The sequence below is a fragment of the Atribacterota bacterium genome (assembly GCA_028703475.1).
In the GTDB taxonomy this organism is placed as follows: Bacteria; Atribacterota; Phoenicimicrobiia; order Phoenicimicrobiales; family Stramentimicrobiaceae; genus JAQVMU01.
In genome coordinates this window covers 1-3,734 of the sequence record JAQVMU010000107.1, presented here as the reverse complement: position 1 = coordinate 3,734, position 3,734 = coordinate 1, and the positions used below count along the sequence as shown (strand labels likewise).

Below are 3,734 nucleotides of genomic sequence, written 5' to 3'. Positions count from 1 at the left end.
TTTATTTATTTGTATCATATATTTTTATTAGGATACCATAAAATAATACAATAAACTAATATTGATTGTACTGTACTGATTGTATTATGTGGTAAACTAAAACAATAATCTACCATTTTAAGATATTCCAGTAATAAAACCACCAGAGAATTCCAAATGACCAGAATATAAAAATACTATAATAAATTCTGCCTCCCATACTTAAACTTCTTTTAATCCAGACTGTTAAAAATGAAATAAATAATAAAAATGCTAACAAAGGCAAGATCCAGATGATTTGACTTAACTTATTATAAGTTGAGGAGCCTTGCAACAGAATATTGGGAATACCATATTCAGGATGCATATCGGAAAATACTAAAAATAAACCAGCAAAAATAACCAATGCGGTTAAAGCGTAAAGAATTCCGATAAATTTAGCAAAAATAGCCCTTTTTCCTGCTGAATTTCTTTTAAAAATTGACTTAACCCAGATAATTATCGAAATAAGCGCTAATAGTATATATCCAAATAATAATAATAGATTAAAAGGTAAAGTTTCATACCAGGAAGCTCTTACTATCACATTAGGGCTGTTTGTCCAGAGGTGAGTAATTTTACCCTGTTCATTTATTGGTGCATAAAACCTATCCAAGCCTTCTTTGCTATGGAATATAGCTGGTTTGACCTGTTCTAAACGGGTTGTCTCTCCCATAAATGTCTGGATTATGTTATTTTCATCATCAATCTGAATATTCAGCTGTTGGATCAGGCGGATTAATGATTCATAAGTAGTAAAATTAGCTCTATTCATATGATAAGTTCCTTGCAACAATTCAGGATCAACAAAATTATTATTGCTTTCAGCTGTTACAGTTCTCTCTGAGCTGGGAAAATAACGGTTCATAAATTCTCTGATAAGGATATTTCTTGCTCTATGTGAGTTGCTTCCATTATAGGATACAAAAAGACCTATGTTTTCTTGTGGAATTAAATATAGTCCGGAATGAAATAACTGGGTGTCTCCACCATGGGAAATTATATGGTATCCGTTAATATTCATTTCTATAAACCCATGTGCCATACCGGCTAATTCTTCATGATGGGTAAAGCTCTGACTATGCATAAACGTCTTAGTTTCTTCTGCCAGAATCCTTTTATTTTCATAAACATCATCTTCTAAATGTGCTATCATAAATTTAGCCATATCCCTGGCAGTACTGCTAAGACTTCCGGCAGGATAACCCTGTATAAATTCAAAATCACCTTTATAATAATCTCCTTTTTTAAAATTATAACCATAAGCAGATTCAGCCTGAATTTTTTCCGGAATCGGTTGTCTTAGGGTGCTGGCTTGCATATTAAGAGGAGAAAAAATATTTTTTTCAACATATTCATCAAAATTCACTCCTGAAATTCTCTCTACGATATAAGCTGCAAGGTTTGCACTATAATTAGAATAAGCCATTTGCTGACCCGGAGGGTATACTCTTGCCGGAATATGATTTTTAAGGTATTCTCCCAGGGGACGGATACCTTCTTTTTTATCGACAAATAAATATGAGGCTTGATCTTCAAAACCGGCAGTATGATTCAGGAGATGATTCATGGTGATCTTTTCACGGGGCAAAGTGTCTTTAAATCCCCTTATATGATTGGGGATACTGAAATCAAGATAAGTGTTGATATCTTGATTTAAATCTATTTTATCCTGTTCAACCAGCTGCATTACCGCTGTCCAGACAAATAATTTGGTAATTGATCCGGGTCTGAACATTGTTTTTTCAGGATCTACTTTTTTTTGATTTTCAATATCAGAAAAACCATAACCTTTGGCAAGAATAATTTCCCCATCTTTTACTATGGACATGGTTACTCCGGGTACTTTGTATTCATCCATTTGAGCAGTAATAAAACCGTCCAAAAAAGCCTCCAGTGGTTGATAATTGCTAATACCGGCATTTTCTATCTGTGCCATGACTGGTAAAAGCAATAGAATAGACATCAGAAAGAATAAGGAAATTAAGAAAATTATTTTTTTATTTTTCATCTTCATACCACGCTTATTTAACAATAAATAATAATATCCATAAAAAAATTAGACTTAGATACATTAATTATATTTTTATATTTTAAAACATGATGCTTTCTCTGGCAAAATACCGGTCATAAATAAAAAGTCCTAAATTGACAAGGGCAAGAGCTATGAATCCAGCCAGTCCGGTTACTCCTACAGTAAGATCATTGCCTCCTTTTATCACCATTAAGGGCAAACCAATAGTTGCATTAAGAGAGCCATGAAGGATGGCTGCTGCAATGACAGATTTTGCCCTTAACCGTACATAACTAAAAATAGGAGAAAGCAGTAAGGTGAATATAATCATCATAAAGACACCGGCTTGAGGATGCTCCGGGTAGTTGTGCCCCTGCAGGATAATTGGGGCATGCCATAATCCCCAAACCAAGCCTATAACAATTGAGGATTTCCAGAAACCCATATGTCCTAATTCTTTTTGCAAAAACCCTCTCCATCCTAATTCTTCACCAAAGCCGGCAATTGCATTGATGGTAATACCGGCAATAAGGCCCTGCAGCAGTCCAATCCAGAAGGGGTGAATTGGAAATACTGCGGCTTGTGCCTTCATTTGCTCTATTTGTTCAGGGCTGAGAGTAGATTCAAGGCTTTCATAAAAACCGGCTAATTGGGGCGAATATTCTATAGTTGGTAAAAACAAACTGACTCCCAGAGTCGCAAAGGCAATAATAACCGGAAGTAGCCATGCTACCAGAAACCATCTATTCAACTTAAAAGAAATTCCTAAAGGGCCTTTTATCGGCTCTCCAAGGATATACTTTTGGACGATGATTGCAACTACCATAGGGATGAACATATAGGCTGTTGCCACAATCAGTGAACCGGGCATTACCCATTTCCCGTCAAGGGCAAGGTAAATAAAGACCAGTAGGTAACTTAATAAGAAGGTCAATCCGACAAAGATGGCTAATCCTTTAGGTCTTTCAGGTTCTTTGTTCATAATACAACTTTCCTTCTATTGGAAAATTATTCTTTATCAGTTATTGATAGCTCGTCAAAATACTTATTTGTAACAATTATAAAAGAGATTATTAATAGAAGCAAATTATAGTTTGTGGCAACTATCCACTATACAAAGAGGATAGAAGTAATTAGTTAATATACTTATATCTTCTAATATCTAATAATGTTTTTACTTAATTAAAAGAAATATTTTAAGATAATTTAATTCATAAATAGATTTTCTGTGTTTATCTTTCAAATCCTATCCGGGGAGCCAGCGAACAACAGGAACCCCTCAGTATCTACTGGGGAGGTTCTTTTTCTGACATCTTCCATTTCTTAGAAAGAAAATATAATTAATCAAAATTTAGCTAAAAAATTAATGAATATATTAAATTATTACAGGACTACTACAAGGATGCATAGGTTACAGGCACAAAAATAACTAAAATTTACAATAAAAAATAAATTGGCACAATATAAAAAAATACATTATAATTATTCCATAAGAAACAAAATTAATTCACACGCAATAAGGAGGGAACCTTATAGAACGAAGAAACTATAAGCTGAGAAAGGTTAACCATCGGAAACGATGGGACGCAAAGTTACGGGTCCCTCTCCATGATTCCCCTCAATGGGACTGCCGGACTACCTGCTTTTTGCCCCAGGATCATCTTTTTTATTTTCTATTTTCTTTAAATATATTACATTAGAA

The 3,734-nt window shown here is 34.1% G+C and carries 2 protein-coding genes and 1 riboswitch; both genes read right to left on the bottom strand.

The window, feature by feature from the left end:
* Positions 1-109 precede the first annotated feature (109 nt).
* Positions 110-2,029 carry a serine hydrolase gene (locus PHQ99_08135; GenBank protein ID MDD4289538.1) on the bottom strand — a complete coding sequence of 640 codons (1,920 nt, stop codon included), beginning with the start codon at positions 2,027-2,029 and terminating at the stop codon, positions 110-112.
* Between the two features lie 82 nt (positions 2,030-2,111).
* Positions 2,112-3,014, bottom strand: coding sequence for a CPBP family intramembrane metalloprotease (locus PHQ99_08130; protein ID MDD4289537.1), 903 nt, complete (start codon positions 3,012-3,014; stop codon positions 2,112-2,114).
* Positions 3,015-3,583: 569 nt separating this feature from the next.
* Positions 3,584-3,675, top strand: a riboswitch (cyclic di-GMP riboswitch).
* Positions 3,676-3,734: the final 59 nt, after the last annotated feature.

Excerpts from the sequence above, each read along its gene's own strand:
- PHQ99_08135 (MDD4289538.1), bottom strand. The coding sequence starts at position 2,029 with ATGAAAAATAAAAAAATAATTTTCTTAATTTCCTTATTCTTTCTGATG.
- PHQ99_08130 (MDD4289537.1), bottom strand. The coding sequence starts at position 3,014 with ATGAACAAAGAACCTGAAAGACCTAAAGGATTAGCCATCTTTGTCGGA.